Below are 14973 nucleotides of genomic sequence, written 5' to 3'. Positions count from 1 at the left end.
CCGTGCATCCAGCACCTCTGGCGCAGGTCCAGTGTCGCCTATCCTGCAGGGGATGGCCCGACTGCTGCTCCTCACGAACGCGCTCGCCCCGAGCGCAGAGGTGCTGCCCGCCCTGGGGCTGCTCGTCCACTCGGTCCGGGTCCTGCCCGCCGAGGCCACGGCGCTGGTGGACGCGCCCGACTGCGACGTCGTCATCGTCGATGCCCGTCGAGAGCTCGCGAACGCCCGCTCCCTGTGCCGGGTGCTGCGCACGACAGGAATCACGACTCCGCTGCTGGCCGTCCTCACCGAGGGCGGCCTTGCTGGTCTCACGGCCGAGTGGGGGCTCGACGACGTCCTCCTCGACACGGCGGGGCCGGCTGAGGTCGACGCCCGGCTGCGGCTCGCGATGACGCGGGGGCAGTCCGAGGAGGGCGAGCTCGACATGCCGATCACGTCGGGGGACCTCGTCATCGACGAGGCGAGCTACTCCGCCCGGTTCCGGGGTCAGCCGCTCGACCTGACCTACAAGGAGTTCGAGCTGCTCAAGTACCTCGCGCAGCACCCCGGTCGGGTCTTCACCCGCGCCCAGCTCCTCCAGGAGGTGTGGGGCTACGACTACTACGGGGGCACCAGGACGGTCGACGTGCACGTCCGACGGCTCCGCGCCAAGCTCGGGCCCGACCACGAGACCCTCATCGGCACCGTGCGCAACGTCGGCTACCGCCTCGTGCCCGACAAGGCCACGAGCGCGTGAGGCTCGAGATCCGGGACCACGGGCAGCCGTTGACCCCGGCCGAGTCGCGGGCGGTGCTCGAGCTCGCCGCCCGCGCGGAGACCGAGGACGGGTCGGCCCCGTTGTCGGAGCAGTTCCGGCTGTCCGTCGAGTCGCGCGACACCGACGTCACCCACCTGTTGTCGTATGCCGCTGGGTCGGCTCTCGTGGGCTACGCCCAGGCCCGCTCCGCCTCGGGCGACGAGCCCGCGTCCGCCGAGCTCGTCGTGTCACCGGAGGCGCGGCACCAGGGGGTGGGGACGGCGCTGCTGACCGGGCTCCCGGGCGCCGCTCGGGTGTGGAGCCACGCCACCGGCCGGGCGGCTGCCGCGGCCGCTGCGTTCGCCCGGGCCCGGCGGCTGCACCCGGTCCGGGCGCTCCACGTCATGGGTCGCTCCCTCGTCGACGGCCCGCCCTGGCCGCCGGCCACCGTGCCGGACCGCTACGCCGTGCGGCACTTCGAGACCGGTCGTGACGAGGACGCCTGGGTCGAGGTCAACGCGGCCGCGTTCGCCGCCCACCCGGAGCAGGGTTCGCTCACGCGGCGGGACCTCGAGCAGCGGATGGCCCAGCCCTGGTGGAATCCCGAGGGCCTCATCCTCATCGTCGAGGCGGACGACCCCGACACCATCGCCGCCTTCCACTGGACCAAGGTCGACCCGCCGGACGGACCCACGGGCGAGGTCTACGTCGTCGGGGTCAGCCCCGGCCGGCAGGGCGAGGGCCTCGGCAGGGCCGTCACCATCCTCGGCCTCGACCACCTCAGGGCCCGAGGGCTTCGCGACGTCGTCCTCTACGTCGACGAGGACAACGCCGCCGCCGTCCACACCTATGCCGCCCTCGGCTTCACGGACCGAGAGGTCCACCGGCAGTACTCCCGGGCCTCCACCTGACCGGAAGGCACCGCGCCGGGACGGCACGGCGTCGCGGGAGCGAGCCCAGCGGCATACGGCTCAGTGATCCTGTTCACCCCCGCGTCGCCAAACGATGCCACGATGGGGGACATGAGCACCGGCAGTCTCGAACGAACCGACCTGGACGGTCAGGACCAGCCCCGCGACGCCGAGGCCACGACGCCCGAGGTCAGCTCGTTCACGAGCACCGTGCCGAGCCCGCGGCTGCCGACGCGAGCCCCCAACGGCCGGTTCGTGGGGAGCGGCCCGGGGACTCGCCCCCAGCGGCACGCCGAGGACCTGCCCACCGACCGCTACCTCGAGCGTGAGCTGTCCTGGCTGCAGTTCAACGAGCGCGTCCTCCAGCTCGCCGCCGACGCCGGCGTGCCGCTCCTCGAGCGGGCTCGCTTCCTCGCCATCTTCTCCAGCAACCTCGACGAGTACTTCATGGTGCGCGTGGCCGGTCTCAAGCGGCGCATCGCCACCGGCCTCGCCGTCCGCACCGCCGCCGGGCTCGAGCCCCGGGACCTCATCGACCGGATCGCCCGGCTCGCGCACGAGCTGATGGGCCAGCACGCGGCGCTCTTCCAGCACGAGGTCCGACCGGCGCTCGCGGCCGAGGGCATCACCATCGTGCGCTGGGACGACATCGACGAGGCCGAGCGGGAGCCCCTGCACCACTTCTTCGCCGACCGCGTCTTCCCCGTGCTCACTCCCCTGGCGGTCGACCCCGCCCACCCCTTCCCCTACATCTCGGGGCTGTCGCTCAACCTCGCCGTCCTGCTCCAGAACCCGAAGACGGGCAACGAGCACTTCGCGCGCCTCAAGGTCCCACCGAACCTGCCCCGGTTCATCCGGATCGAGGACCGCACCGAGCACGACGGCGCGCCGGTCAAGCGTTTCGTGCCGCTCGAGGAGGTCATCTCCTCACACCTCGACCAGCTCTTCCCCGGGATGGACGTCCAGGAGCACTTCTCGTTCCGCGTCACGCGCAACGAGGACCTCGAGGTCGAGGAGGATGACGCGGAGAACCTCCTCACCGCCCTCGAGAAGGAGCTCACCCGACGGCGCTTCGGACCCCCGATCCGGCTCGAGGTCGAGGACGACATGGATCCCAAGCTGCTCGACATGCTGAGCCGAGAGCTGCAGATCAGTGAGCGTGAGATCTACCGGCTGCCCACGCCCCTCGACCTCACTGGTCTCTGGACGGTGACGGACGTCGACCGCTCGGACCTCGAGTACCCCAAGTTCTTCCCGCGGACGCACCCCGACTTCGCACCCACCGAGAGCGCCAAGCCGACGGACCTCCTCGCGGCCGTCCGGACCAAGGACGTCCTCGTCCAGCACCCCTACAACTCCTTCTCGACCTCGGTCCAGGCCTTCATCGAGCAGGCCGCCGTCGACCCGAACGTCCTCGCGATCAAGCAGACGCTCTACCGCACCTCTGGTGACTCGCCGATCGTCGATGCCCTCATCGACGCCGCGGAGGCCGGCAAGCAGGTGCTCGCCGTCGTCGAGATCAAGGCCCGGTTCGACGAGGTCAACAACATCTCGTGGGCCCGCAAGCTGGAGGAGGCCGGCGTCCACGTCGTCTACGGCGTCGTGGGCCTCAAGACCCACGCCAAGCTGTGCCTCGTCGTCCGCCAGGAGGCGGAAGGCCTGGTCCGCTACTGCCACATCGGGACCGGCAACTACAACCCGAAGACCGCCCGCACGTACGAGGACTACGGCCTCTTCACCTGTGACCCGCAGGTCGGCGACGACCTCTCCCGGCTGTTCAACCAACTCTCCGGCTTCGCGCCGCGCAGCCGGTTCAAGCGACTGCTCGTCGCCCCCCGGTCGGTGCGGACCGGCCTCATCGAGCACATCGAGCAGGAGATCGAGCTGCAGCAGCAGCGCAGCGACGAAGACCCGCCCGGACGCATCGCGATCAAGACCAACTCCATCGTCGACGAGGCCATCATCGACGCGCTCTACCGCGCCAGCATGGCCGGCGTGAACGTCGACATCTGGGTGCGCGGCATCTGCGCCATCCGGCCGGGCGTCGAGGGACTCTCCGACCCCATCCGCGTGCGGTCGGTGCTCGGCCGCTTCCTCGAGCACTCGAGGGTGTTCTGGTTCGACCACGGAGGGGACCCACAGGTCTACATCGGCAGCGCCGACCTCATGCACCGCAACCTCGACCGACGCGTGGAGGCCCTCGTGCGGATCACGGACCCGGGCCACCTGGCCGAGCTCGGCGCCCTCTTCGACCTCGCCTTCGACGAGAAGACCTCCCGGTGGGACCTCGGCGCCGACGGCCGGTGGGTGCGCCACCACGTCGATGACGCCGGCGAGCCGCTGACCGAGGTGCACGCGGCCCTCATCGAACGCCATGACAAGCGTCGGAGGAAGGCGCGACGCCGATGAGCGGGCTGCTCCGTCGGGACCTCGTCGACGGCCTCGCCCGGCCCGGGACGCGCCGCGCCACCGCCCAGGTCGGCCAGCTGACCCCGCCGACCTGACGTGCCTTCCCTCATCCCGGCCGCCGGAACCCTCCCGTGGCGTCGTCGCCATGGGTCGCTCGAGGTCGCCCTCGTCCACCGACCCAAGTACGACGACTGGTCCTGGCCGAAGGGCAAGCTCGACCCCGGCGAGCAGGCCTGTGTCGCCGCCGCCCGCGAGACCGAGGAGGAGACCGGCCTGCACGTTCGCCTCGGCCTCCCGCTGCCCACCGCCGTCTACACGGTGCTCGACCCGACCGGCGCGCCGGCGACGAAGGAGGTCCACTACTGGGCCGCCAAGGTCACCGGCGGCTCAGGGGCCCTCGAGCACGAGATCGACGAGGTCCGCTGGGTCGACGTCCGCACCGCCCACGAGCTGCTCGACTACGGCCGTGACCGCGAGCAGCTCCTCGCCGTGGTCCGCGCCGACCGCGAGGGCCGACTAAGGACGTGGCCGCTCGTGCTCGTGCGGCACGCGAAGTCGCGCCCCCGGAGCACGTGGCGCGGCGACGACAGGGATCGCCCCCTCGACGCCGTCGGGCGGGAACAGTCGGAGGACGTGGCCCGCGTCCTCGCCGCCTACGGCGTCTCGCGCGTCGTGTCATCGTCGTCCGCCAGGTGCGTGCAGACCGTCGAGCCGTATGCCGTTCGGCTCGGTGTCCCGGTCAAGGTCAGGGACGCGCTGTCCGAGGAGGGCTTCGCCGAAGCCCCGCAGCGGGCGCTGAAGCAGCTCGACACGGTGCTCGAGCGCGCCCGGCCGGTCGTCGTCTGCAGTCACGGGCCCGTCCTGCCGAGCCTGCTGGACGTGCTGATGAGGCGGGCCGACTCAGGCCCCTGTGAGGCGAGCGGCACGGAGCTCCTGGCCGCGGCCAAGAAGTCGTCGATGCGCAAGGGAGAGGTCCTCGTCGCCCACCTGACCGGCGCGGGGCCGGACGCCCGGGTCATCGCCGTCGAACGCATCGACACCTGACCTCAATCTCCCATCGTGTCCCCGGCAGCCGGCACCCGCATGGCGTCATCGGCGTCCGCACCAGATCGTCGACGGCAGTTCACCTGCGGTTCACCGGAAGGGGGGAGTCTGTCATCCGACGCTCCTAGGTTCACATCGGATGACAGGTCAGCAGTGCTGGGCCAGTCACCCGAACACTGAAGAGTCACCCATCGAGAGGGATCATCCCGTGTCTGTTTCGCGTGTCAGCGCCATCGGCGCCATCGCCCTCACCGGCGTTCTTGCGCTCTCGGCCTGTGCGTCCGAGAACCCGGCCCCGGCCGCAAACACCGCCGGTGGCGGCACCGCCGCCGGCAACGCCAACGCCGACTGCTTCGAGGGCGACCTCAAGGCCGAGGGCTCCTCGGCCCAGAAGAACGCCATCGACGAGGCCATCTCGGCCTACCAGACCGCCTGCGCCGACGCCACGATCGACTACCAGCCGTCCGGCTCGGGCGCTGGCATCAAGCAGTTCATCGCCAAGCAGGTCGACTTCGCCGGTTCCGACTCGGCGCTCAAGACCGAGGAGAAGGACGGCATCATCGAGACCGAGGAGGCGAAGAACGCCTGCGGCTCGGACGCCTGGAACCTCCCGATGGTCACCGGCCCCGTGGCGATCGCCTACAACGTCGAGGGCGTCGACAAGCTCGTCCTCAACGCCGACGTCGCCGCCAAGATCTTCGACGGCAAGATCACGTCGTGGGACGACCCGGCCATCGCCGAGCTCAACAAGGACGCCAAGCTCCCGGCGACCCCCATCAAGGTCTACTTCCGCTCCGACGAGTCGGGCACGACCGAGAACTTCACCAAGTACCTCAAGGCTGCCGCTCCGGAGGCCTGGCCGCACGAGACCGGCAAGAGCTGGACCGGCAAGGGCGAGGGCAAGGAGAAGTCCGCCGGTGTCGCGACGGCCACGCAGGGCCAGGACGGCGCCATCACCTACGTCGAGTGGAGCTACGCGCAGCAGAACCAGCTCGCGATGGCCGCCATCGACAGCGGCGCCGGGCCGGTCGAGCTGACCGCCGAGTCGGCGGGCAAGACCGTCGCCACGGCCGCGCAGGCCGGCACGGGCAACGACCTGGCGCTCAAGATCGACTACGCCACCAAGGAGGAGGGGGCCTACCCCATCGTCCTCGTGACCTACGAGATCGTCTGCTCCAAGTACGCCGACGCCGAGACGGGCAAGAAGGTCAAGTCCTTCCTCAAGACCTTCGCCTCCGAGGAGGTCCAGAGCGGCCTGACGTCGCAGGGCTACGCGCCGCTGCCGACCGAGGTTGCTTCCAAGGTCGAAGCAGCGATTGACGCAATCTCCTGATCGTGACGCAATGGGGCGGGTGCCGAGTCAGCTCGGCCCCGCCCCATCCGCCATGTCCGCCCCCAAACGAAGAGGTCTGACGTGCCCACAGTGACCGGCGTCTCCGCGGTCGACGAGCTCCCCGGGCCCGATGGGCGCAAGCCGCTCACCGGCGACCGTGCGTCGACCGGCCGCATCGGCGATCGCCTGTTCGGAGGCGCCGCGACCGTCTCCGGCGTCATCGTCATCGCGATGGTCTCGCTGATCGGGATCTTCCTCATCGCCCAGGCCATCCCCGCCCTCAGCAACAACTCAGAGAACTTCTTCACGAGTCGCGTGTGGGCTCCCGGGGGCAAGCAGCCCGCCTTCGGCATCGTCGAGTTCCTCTGGACCACCGTGGTGGCGTCGACGATCGCCATGGCGCTCGCCGTGCCTGTGGGCGTGGCGGTCGCGCTCTTCCTCACGCAGTACGCGCCCCCGTGGATGCGCAAGCCGGCGGCCTCGCTCGTCGACCTCCTCGCCGCAGTCCCCTCCATCGTCTACGGGCTCTGGGGGCTGATCACCTTCCGGGCCTTCGTCCGGCCCCTGGAACAGTTCCTCCAGGACCGCCTCGGCTGGTTCCCCCTGTTCGCCCCGACCGGCATCTCCGGTGGCACCATCTTCTTCATCGGCGTCGTGCTGGCCATCATGATCCTGCCGATCGTCACCGCTCTCTCCCGCGAGGTCTTCGACCAGACGCCGATCGCACACAAGGAGGGCGCCCTCGCCCTCGGCGCGACCCAGTGGGAGATGATCCGCACCGCCGTCCTGCCCTTCGGCAAGCCGGGGGTCATCTCCGCTGCGATGCTGGCGCTCGGACGTGCGCTCGGCGAGACGATCGCCGTCACGTTCCTCGTGTCCGCGCTCGCGCCCGGGGTGGACTGGACCTGGTCGCTCTTCAACGGCGGTGAGACCTTCGCCTCCAAGATCGCGAACAACGCCGCAGAGTTCAGCAACCCGAGCAAGACCGGCGCCTACATCGCCGCGGGCCTCGTCCTCTTCGTCCTCACGTTCATCGTCAACAGCATCGCCCGAATCGTCATCGAGCGCAGGAAGGCGTTCACCGAATGAGCCTCACGACGGCCAAGGACCGCGTGCCCGAGGACGGGGTGCCCGAGGACGGGGTTTCCGGCGGTCTCGCGACCCCACCGAGCGGCCCCCCCGTTGAGGACGCCGTCCACGAGATGGACAACCCCCACCGGGCGCGCACCGTCAAGGACCTCCTCGCCCGCATCATCATGTGGACCGCCTTCGGCGTCGCCGTGATCCCGCTGGTCTGGATCCTCTGGACCGTGGTCTCCCGGGGCGCCCACATGCTCACGACGAGCGTCTGGTGGACCGGCAACCAGCGCAACATCAACTCCGACGACTTCGGAGGCGGCGCGCGTCACGCGATCGAGGGCACCCTGCTCCAGGCCGGCATGACCGCCGCGATCTCGATCCCCATCGGCATCCTCACTGCCGTCTACCTCGTCGAGTACGGCCGGGGGCGGTTGGCCAAGGCGATCAGCTTCATGGTCGACATCCTCTCGGGCGTCCCGTCGATCGTTGCGGCCCTGTTCATCTACGCCGTGTGGGTCACCACCTTCGGCCTCGACCGGAACGGCTTCGCGGTCTCGCTCGCCCTCGTCCTGCTCATGATCCCGACGATCGTCAGGTCGACGGAGGAGATGCTCAAGCTCGTCCCCAACGAGCTGCGCGAGGCCTCCTACGCGCTCGGCGTCCCGAAGTGGGTCACCGTCGTCCGGATCGTGCTGCGGACGGCGTTCTCGGGCATCGTCACCGGAATCCTGCTCGGCCTCGCCCGAGTCATGGGTGAGACCGCCCCGCTGCTGATCCTCGGGCCCTACACCAAGAACTTCCAGCGCGACCTGTTCAGCGGCAACATGGCGACGCTGCCGACCATGATCAACCAGGACCGAGGTGACTTCGCGCTCGCCACTGCCGCAGAGCGCATGTGGGGCGCCGCGCTGACGCTCATCATCCTCGTCCTCCTGCTCAACGTCCTCGGCCGAGTCGTCGCCCACTTCGGCTCCGTCAAGAAGTAAGAAAGCGAAGCACTGCGATGGCAAAGCGAATCGACATCACCGACCTCGACGCCTACTACGGGGACTTCAAGGCCGTGGAGGGCGTGACGATGACGGTCGAGCCGCGGTCGGTCACGGCCTTCATCGGCCCGTCCGGCTGCGGGAAGTCGACCTTCCTGCGCACCCTCAACCGGATGCACGAGGTCATCCCCGGCGCCCGGGTGGAGGGCAAGGTCATGCTCGACGACCAGGACCTCTACGCCCCGTCCATGGACCCCGTCAGGGTGCGCCGGACGGTCGGCATGGTCTTCCAGCGGCCCAACCCGTTCCCCACCATGTCGGTCTACGACAACGTCGCCGCGGGACTGCGCCTCAACGGCGTGCGGAGCAAGTCCACCCTCGACGGCATCGTCGAGGAGTCCCTCAAGGGCGCCAACCTCTGGAACGAGGTCAAGGACCGCCTCGCCAAGCCCGGTGCCGGCCTCTCAGGCGGACAGCAGCAGCGCCTCTGCATCGCTCGCGCCATCGCCGTCCAGCCCCAGGTGCTCCTCATGGATGAGCCGTGCTCGGCGCTCGACCCGATCTCGACGCTGGCGATCGAGGATCTGATCAACGAGCTCAAGACGGAGTACACGATCGTCATCGTCACCCACAACATGCAGCAGGCTGCTCGGGTCTCCGACCGGACCGCGTTCTTCAACCTGCGCGCGACGGGCGAGCCGGGCCGGCTCGTCGAGATCGGCGACACGACCAAGATGTTCAACAACCCGACGCAGAAGCAGACCGAGGACTACATCTCCGGGCGCTTCGGCTGACCGAGCCCGGCACCTCCGCGGCGTGTCGCGCGGGCGTCGGCCCGCCCGGCACGGCTCAGTGGAAGACCGTGCTGATGCCGTACATGATCACGGCGACGAGCCCGGCGCCCGGGAAGGTGAGAACCCAGGCGCCAACGATGTTGCCGGCCACGCCCCACCGCACGGCGGTGAAGCGCTTGGTCGACCCGACGCCCATGATCGCGGAGGTGATCGTGTGCGTCGTCGAGATCGGCGCACCGAAGCCCAGGCCGGCGACGTAGAGAATCGATGCCGCCGTCGTCTCCGCCGCAAAGCCCTGAGGGGGCGTCATGTGAATGATGCGCCGCCCCAGGGTGCGCATGATGCGCCACCCTCCGGAGTAGGTGCCGAGGGCGATGAATGTCGCGGAGAGGAGCAGGACCCACCAAGGAATGCCGTCTCCGGTGTGGTACTGCGTGATGTTGAGCGTGAGCACGATGACACCTGCGGTCTTGGCTGCGTCCTGAAGCCCATGGCCGAACGCCATCGCTGCTGCGGACGCGGTCTGGGCCCACCGGAAACCACGGGAGACCCGGGAGGGGTTCGCGCCCCGGAAGGCCCACAGGATCGCCGTCATGACGAGGTAGCCGACGACGATGCCGGCCAACGGCGAGAGGACCATCGGGATGACCACCTTGGTCAGCACGCTGTGCCACTGAACCGCCACGCCAGCCGCGATCGCGGCGCCGCCGAGGCCGCCGATGAGCGCGTGCGATGACGACGAGGGCAACCCGAACCACCAGGTGATGAGGTTCCAGCCGATGGCACCAAGCACGGCTGACCCGATGAGCCAGAGACCGTTGGGCCCCGTTGGGTTCTCGATGATCCCCGAGCCGATCGTCTTGGCCACCTTGGTGCCGAAGAAGGCTCCGAGCAGGTTCATCACCGCTGCCATGACGAGCGCGACCCGCGGTGTGAGCGCTCGCGTGGACACCGAGGTCGCAATGGCGTTGGCGGCGTCGTGGAAGCCATTGGTGTAGTCGAACGCCAGCGCGATGGCGATGACGGCGATGACCGCAAGGAGCTCCGGCTGCATCAGGACTCCTTGACCGCGATCCCCTCGATGGTGTGGGCGACCTTCTCGAAGGAGTCAGCGGCCTCCTCGAACCCGTCGATGATGCCCTTCATCTTGATGATGTGAACGGCATCAGGATTCGAGTGGTTGAACAGCTCCGCGAGCATCTTGCGGTAGAGCTTGTCCGCTTGGTTCTCGAGACGGTTGATCTCGATCCAGTAGCTCGGCAGGTCCTTGAGTCCGCGCAGCCGTGGCATGACCTCCGCGGTCAGCTCCGCCATGCGCGACAGGATCTGGAACTGTTCCGCAATCGCGAAGGGCAGCTCGTCGATGCCGTAGAGCACGATGAGGTCGGCCGTCTCCTCGATGTGGTCCATGCAGTCATCGAGGTTGGCGGCGAGAGCGTGGATGTCCTCGCGGTCGAACGGCGTGATGAAGGAGCTGTTGACCTTCTTGATCACCGCGTGCGTTGCCTCGTCAGCCTCGTGCTCGAGTGCCCGCATGCGCTCGGCGACCTGCCCCCACTGGGAGGAGTCCACCTCGAGGAACCTGGTCAGCTCACGGGTGGCTTCGACGAGCAATCCGGCGGAGGTGGCGAAGAGGGAAAAGAAACTCGTGTCCTGGGGCGTGAGGCGAAAACCCACGGAGTGCTCCGGTCGGTCGACGGCTGTTCCGGGACGATGCTACGGCCAACTGGTCACCCTCGCGCAAACTGGCGTTGTCCGATGGGTCACCTGCCGTCCATGTGCCCGTCCGCGACCCATCCGCGATCGGCGCCCGGGTCCATGGGTGTCGACCGGGTCAGCCGGTGGCGTCGGCCCCCGTGATGGGGTCGGGCTGCTCCGTCCGGATCCCGAGCAGGGCGTCGACCTCCTCGGGTGTGAAGTGCCGAGGGCTGGTGGACGCCGCGACGACGAGATCGCTCACGAGCTCGATCTCGTCGGCGAGGGCGCCGTCGACCAGATCGTTGGTTGCGTCGTCGCTCATGGGGAAAGGGTAGATCCCCACAACCGCTGGTGGGGACGAAGGCGCCAAAGGTTCGGCGGTTGCCCAACGGCCGGTCCGGGCGGGCATCATGGAGCCATGGCCGCTGACGCGACGCGCGAGCCGGAGCCCGTCAGAGGCACCACCTGGACCACCCTCGAACGGGGCGCGTTCATGTTCGGGCGTTGTGACGCCTGCGGCTTCGAGACGCCCGCGCGACGCGCCAGCTACTCCCTGGAGATGGACCGTGATGCCCACACGGTGCTCTGCCACGCCCAGCCGGTCGCCCCGGACGGGGTGGCCCGAGCGTCACAGGCCGACGTTGCCGAGCCGGAGCCAGCCGCGCTCGACGGATGAGCCGCGGACCGCCCCTCGCGAGTGAGGTTGCGTCGGGCCGGGAGCGCCTCTCGGCACAGGGCCGCTCGTAGCGGCTGAATTTGGGACCCGGGGCTACCGCGACCCGACGCCCGTCAAGGATAGGTGGAGCGGCAGAGATCACCAAGAACGCTGTCCACAGGAGGCACGTCAGCGGCTCCCCCAGCCCACCCCACAGCGCTCGTATGCCGCTGAGCCCGCCCAGCGGGATACGACCCTCCGGTGGGTGGCTCAGTCCAAGGCACCCGTCCGCCACAGGCGCGCGGAGGCCGTGAGGTCCTCCGCCATCCCGAGCAGATTGGCGGCATGCTCAGCGGAGGAGCGCCCCGCCGAGATGTCCGCACGCCCGGCGGAGACCACCCGGCAGAAGGCCGCGGCCCGCTCGAGGGCCACCGCCAGGTCACCGCTGAAGACACCCCGGAGGATCTCGTCGATGAGCCGACTCATCCCTTCCGGCTCGGGGGGCTCCGAGGCGCCGGCGACGGCGTGGTTGGGACCGGTGAAACGGATACCGGCGGCGTACTCGCGGCTCGCGTCACCCGGAGCGCGCCGCACCCACTCGCGGAGCACGTAGAGGCGCCAGAGGGTCCCCGGAAGGCTACGAGCGGGACGCTGCGACCACAGCTCGGCGAGGGTGGACAGACCGATGTCGTCGACGATGGCGACGAGCCGCTCCGTGACCGCCGGATCAGAGGCCGCCCGGCCGGCATGCACCAGCGCCATTGCCGTCTCGTGGGCGACGTGGATCTGCTCCGTCGGGTCATAGGCACCGCCGTGCGCCTCGAGCGCCGAGGGGCTGAAGAAGGCCGGCCGCCTCGGACCGCTGCGATGCTCGCTCTCGCTCATCTCGGCAGGCTAACCCCGGGGGGCGACGACGGCGCAGTTCTGGCCCGGGGGTGGGACCCCTTAGACTCCCCAACGTGCTCTGGTCGGGTGACCGGCCGGGCGCGGGCCTCTAGCTCAGTGGGTAGAGCATCGGACTTTTAATCCGCCGGTCGTCGGTTCGAGCCCGACGGGGCCCACCACGCGTTTGCGCAGGTCAAGCAGGGTCGGTGGGATCGGCTTGCCCCTCCCCTCCATCGCTCCGAGCCCCGAAGGGGCGCAAAGGGGGCACAAGACCGTCGAGAGCCAGCGCGACGGCGTCCAGGTCGTCGCCGAACAGACCGGCGTACACGTCGAGCGTCATGGCAGCCGACGCATGCCCCAACATCTGCTGCACGGCCTTGACGTTCGCCCCCGAGGCGATCGCCAACGAGGCCGCGGTGTGGCGCAGGTCGTGCGGCGTGACGTCGACGAGGCCGGCGGCTTGGCAGGCCGGGTCGAAGGCGCGACGCCGCCAGTTGCCCAGTCGCAACGTTCCGCCTTCAGGTGCAGTGAAGAGCAGGTCATCCGGACCCTTGCCTTGGCACAAAGCCTCGATCTGCGGAGTCAGCGACGGTGGGAACGGAACCGTGCGGGTGCGGTTCGTCTTCGGCAACGACCAGACCAGGCGACCGCCCACCTCGGTCACGCTCTCGGCCACGACGAGGCGACGTCGAAGCACGTTGACTCGGCGGACGCGCAGGGCAGCGAGCTCGCCGAAGCGAAGGCCGCAGAAGGCGAGCACCGCGATGCTTAGCCCGTTGGTGCCGGCTCCCGCGATGAGGCGAGTCACCTCGTCGGCATTGAGGAAGCGCGGATCCGCCCGGACCGCACGTGGAAGCTGCACGCCGGCCGCGACGTTGCGTGCGAGCCGCCCATCCTTGACCGCCTCGGACAGGATGAGCGAGAGCACGCGGTGCGCTTGGCGGACCGTACCCGCTGACAGTCCGCTGGCCGACAGATCGTTGACCCAATCCCGGACGTCGCTGTGTCGCAGGTCCGCGATCGCCCATGCACCGAACCGGGGTAGGATGTGCCCGCGCATGAGGCCTCGGTAGCGCGTCGCGGTCGACACCTTGAGGTGGGTGAGGCCGCGTGCCCAGCCTTCAGCGACCTCACCGACCCGCACCTTGCCGGCTCTGGGGTCGACGTACTGGCCTCGATGGCGCTCGGCCTGCATCTGGTCGAGCCAGCGCTGTGCTTCGACCTTCCGGGCGAAGTTCTTCTTGCGCTGCCGCCCTCCCGGGTCGCGCCAGCGGGCCTGCCAGCCCGGGTCCTTCGGGTTTCTGCTGACGCTGGCCATCAGCTGGCCTCCCGCTGATCCCGCGTCCATTCGCGGACCGTCTCGGGGGCGAAACGCAGGTGACGCCCGATGCGCATCGCCGGAGGGCCCTCGCTTCTCACCCGCCACTGGTAGATCGTGGCCACCGGCACGCGCAGGAACGCGCTCACGTCCTGCACCGTCCACAACACTTCCGCCTCGCTCATCCGTCCAATCTCCTTGCCCCTCAGTCCGATTCATGTCGTCGCGCAGCACGCTCCTGGGCGTATTCGCGGGCGCGTGCAGCGGCGGCCTTGGCGAGCTCCGCGTCGCCCTCGGTCTCCCAGCCGGACCCTGCGTAGGTCCACTGCCCGATCACGAGGGTGGTCTCCTCCTCGTCGTCAGCGAGGAGGTCGTCGAGGTCACGGACGTCGAGGGTCTTGCCCTGGCGGTTGGCCTCGGTGAGACGGCGCTGGAACCTCGCCCGAGCGCGCCGTAGCCGCCCGAGGGTCACGCTGTAGCGGCGGGACTTGGACGAGAAGTGACCGCGGAAGCCGAGCATGTGCCGCCACTTCCCCAGCAGTGCGTAGGGGTGCTCTCTCAGCGGGGTCCCCTCGGCGCGCGCGTCGGCCGCGATGTGGTTAGTGACTTCGGCGATGGTCGCGCGCATCCGGCGGAGGTGAGGGTTGTCGCCGTTGACCAGGTCGCCGGCGGACTTGGTCGCGTACTTGGCCAGGTGGCCGGCGACCTGCCCCGAGGTGAGTTCACGGTCCGGATCGTCGGTGCGTCGGGAGGTCTTGATCGGACGCACGTCGACCTGGGCACCGAACCGGTTTGTTGCAGACGCCATGTACGGTTCCAGCTCCTTGCCGAGCCCGCGGTCGCGTGTCGTGCCGGCTCCCACAGAGGACCACTGCCCACGTCGAGACGGTGGCTTGGTCGACGACCCGCTGCATCGGCTTCCGAAAGCGCCTTCTGCGCGGCACCTTCCAGCCCAACCTGTCCGCGTCACTGCGCAGACCCGCGTGGCGCGTTCGTCGCGCGCGGCGTGTGAGTCCCGTGGGGTGGTGGGGTTTGGGCTCCGGCATGTCGCTGTGACGTGAGGGGGCCATCGGCGGGATCTTCGGTGTGAATCGCCCCGGGTTTGTCAGACGGTCAGTTCTGCC

16 protein-coding genes and 1 tRNA gene are annotated in these 14973 nt (G+C 69.4%); 10 read left to right on the top strand and 7 right to left on the bottom strand.

Annotated features, from left to right (window positions below; genetic code table 11):
- The first annotated feature begins 52 nt into the window (after positions 1 to 52).
- From ABWV20_RS15860 to pstB, 8 genes are all read left to right on the top strand, one after another.
- A complete protein-coding gene (locus ABWV20_RS15860; RefSeq protein WP_353356797.1) occupies positions 53 to 736 on the top strand; it encodes a response regulator transcription factor in 684 nt (227 codons plus the stop codon).
- A complete protein-coding gene (gene mshD, locus ABWV20_RS15855; protein ID WP_353356795.1) occupies positions 733 to 1647 on the top strand; it encodes a mycothiol synthase in 915 nt (304 codons plus the stop codon). Before ABWV20_RS15860 ends, mshD begins: the two co-directional genes overlap by 4 nt.
- Positions 1648 to 1758: 111 nt before the next feature.
- Positions 1759 to 4056 carry an RNA degradosome polyphosphate kinase gene (locus ABWV20_RS15850; RefSeq protein WP_353356793.1) on the top strand — a complete coding sequence of 766 codons (2298 nt, stop codon included), beginning with the start codon at positions 1759 to 1761 and terminating at the stop codon, positions 4054 to 4056.
- A 96-nt stretch (positions 4057 to 4152) separates the two neighbouring features.
- A complete protein-coding gene (locus tag ABWV20_RS15845; RefSeq protein WP_353356791.1) occupies positions 4153 to 5100 on the top strand; it encodes an NUDIX hydrolase in 948 nt (315 codons plus the stop codon).
- 208 nt (positions 5101 to 5308) lie between these two features.
- Positions 5309 to 6433 carry a phosphate ABC transporter substrate-binding protein PstS gene (pstS, locus tag ABWV20_RS15840; RefSeq protein WP_353356789.1) on the top strand — a complete coding sequence of 375 codons (1125 nt, stop codon included), beginning with the start codon at positions 5309 to 5311 and terminating at the stop codon, positions 6431 to 6433.
- An 81-nt stretch (positions 6434 to 6514) separates the two neighbouring features.
- Positions 6515 to 7522, top strand: a complete 1008-nt coding sequence (pstC, locus tag ABWV20_RS15835) for a phosphate ABC transporter permease subunit PstC (protein WP_353356787.1) — start codon at positions 6515 to 6517, stop codon at positions 7520 to 7522.
- Positions 7519 to 8499 (top strand): phosphate ABC transporter permease PstA, encoded by a 981-nt coding sequence (gene pstA / locus ABWV20_RS15830; protein WP_353356785.1) that lies wholly within the window; start codon positions 7519 to 7521, stop codon positions 8497 to 8499. The genes pstC and pstA overlap by 4 nt, the downstream gene beginning before the upstream one ends.
- Positions 8500 to 8516: 17 nt before the next feature.
- On the top strand, positions 8517 to 9293 hold the full coding sequence (gene pstB / locus ABWV20_RS15825) for a phosphate ABC transporter ATP-binding protein PstB (protein ID WP_353356783.1): 777 nt from the start codon (positions 8517 to 8519) through the stop codon (positions 9291 to 9293).
- 55 nt (positions 9294 to 9348) lie between these two features.
- On the opposite strand, the gene ABWV20_RS15820 is transcribed toward pstB, so the two are convergent.
- The 3 genes from ABWV20_RS15820 to ABWV20_RS15810 form a co-directional block, all read right to left on the bottom strand.
- Positions 9349 to 10347, bottom strand: a complete 999-nt coding sequence (locus ABWV20_RS15820; protein ID WP_353356781.1) for an inorganic phosphate transporter — start codon at positions 10345 to 10347, stop codon at positions 9349 to 9351.
- Positions 10347 to 10970: a DUF47 domain-containing protein gene (locus ABWV20_RS15815; protein ID WP_353356779.1), complete on the bottom strand. Its 624-nt coding sequence runs from the start codon at positions 10968 to 10970 to the stop codon at positions 10347 to 10349. Before ABWV20_RS15815 ends, ABWV20_RS15820 begins: the two co-directional genes overlap by 1 nt.
- Before the next feature lie 157 nt (positions 10971 to 11127).
- The gene (locus ABWV20_RS15810; protein ID WP_353356777.1) at positions 11128 to 11313 is read right to left on the bottom strand and encodes a hypothetical protein; all 186 of its coding nucleotides are present in this window, start codon (positions 11311 to 11313) and stop codon (positions 11128 to 11130) included.
- Between the two features lie 96 nt (positions 11314 to 11409).
- On the opposite strand from ABWV20_RS15810, the gene ABWV20_RS15805 reads away from it, so the two are divergent.
- On the top strand, positions 11410 to 11667 hold the full coding sequence (locus ABWV20_RS15805) for a hypothetical protein (RefSeq protein WP_353356775.1): 258 nt from the start codon (positions 11410 to 11412) through the stop codon (positions 11665 to 11667).
- A 249-nt stretch (positions 11668 to 11916) separates the two neighbouring features.
- Here ABWV20_RS15805 and ABWV20_RS15800 read toward each other — a convergent pair whose 3' ends face one another.
- Positions 11917 to 12531: a hypothetical protein gene (locus ABWV20_RS15800; protein WP_353356773.1), complete on the bottom strand. Its 615-nt coding sequence runs from the start codon at positions 12529 to 12531 to the stop codon at positions 11917 to 11919.
- A 103-nt stretch (positions 12532 to 12634) separates the two neighbouring features.
- On the opposite strand from ABWV20_RS15800, the gene ABWV20_RS15795 reads away from it, so the two are divergent.
- Positions 12635 to 12710: transfer RNA gene (locus ABWV20_RS15795), tRNA-Lys, on the top strand.
- Positions 12711 to 12724: 14 nt separating this feature from the next.
- On the opposite strand, the gene ABWV20_RS15790 is transcribed toward ABWV20_RS15795, so the two are convergent.
- Genes ABWV20_RS15790 through ABWV20_RS15780 form a run of 3 tightly spaced genes read right to left on the bottom strand, consistent with a single transcriptional unit; the run spans position 12725 to position 14657 of the window.
- Complete coding sequence (locus ABWV20_RS15790) at positions 12725 to 13879, bottom strand: tyrosine-type recombinase/integrase (protein ID WP_353356771.1); 1155 nt, start codon at positions 13877 to 13879, stop codon at positions 12725 to 12727.
- Positions 13849 to 14034, bottom strand: a complete 186-nt coding sequence (locus ABWV20_RS15785) for a helix-turn-helix domain-containing protein (protein ID WP_353356769.1) — start codon at positions 14032 to 14034, stop codon at positions 13849 to 13851. Before ABWV20_RS15785 ends, ABWV20_RS15790 begins: the two co-directional genes overlap by 31 nt.
- Positions 14035 to 14054: 20 nt before the next feature.
- Positions 14055 to 14657 carry a replication initiator gene (locus tag ABWV20_RS15780; RefSeq protein ID WP_353356767.1) on the bottom strand — a complete coding sequence of 201 codons (603 nt, stop codon included), beginning with the start codon at positions 14655 to 14657 and terminating at the stop codon, positions 14055 to 14057.
- Positions 14658 to 14973 lie beyond the last annotated feature (316 nt).

It is taken from the genome of Intrasporangium sp. DVR (assembly GCF_040365325.1).
In the GTDB taxonomy this organism is placed as follows: Bacteria; Actinomycetota; Actinomycetes; order Actinomycetales; family Dermatophilaceae; genus Intrasporangium.
Note: the sequence above shows the minus strand (reverse complement) of the source record. Positions and strands in the feature narration are given on the sequence as shown.